The 263-nt window shown below is 63.1% G+C and carries 1 pseudogene; it reads left to right on the top strand.

The annotated features are described in order from the left end of the window. Nucleotides 1-187 (top strand): annotated as a pseudogene (locus FVA95_RS29945) (polyphosphate kinase 2); the annotation flags it as partial. Between the last annotated feature and the right edge of the window lie 76 nt (nt 188-263).

The raw sequence follows: 263 nt of genomic DNA, 5'->3' as shown, positions 1-263 counted from the left end.
GGAAGAGATGTTCGCCTGGACGGACACCGAGGTCGCGCCGTGGACTGTGGTGAAGAGCAACGACAAGAAGCGTGCCCGGATCAACGCCATGCGCCATGTTCTCGGTAAGTTCGATTACGACAACAAGGACCATGAGGTGGTCGGGCACGCCGACCCGCTGATCGTGGGACGGGCGCTGTCGGACTGAGGCGGCGCCCACCAACGTAGGAGGGCGCTTGCGATTCGTCGCGACACTGCTGTTGTGGCTGGTCACCACCGTCGCT

The sequence above is a fragment of the Pseudonocardia sp. EV170527-09 genome (genome assembly GCF_008369905.1).
Lineage (GTDB): Bacteria > Actinomycetota > Actinomycetes > Mycobacteriales > Pseudonocardiaceae > Pseudonocardia.
Note: the sequence above shows the minus strand (reverse complement) of the source record. Positions and strands in the feature narration are given on the sequence as shown.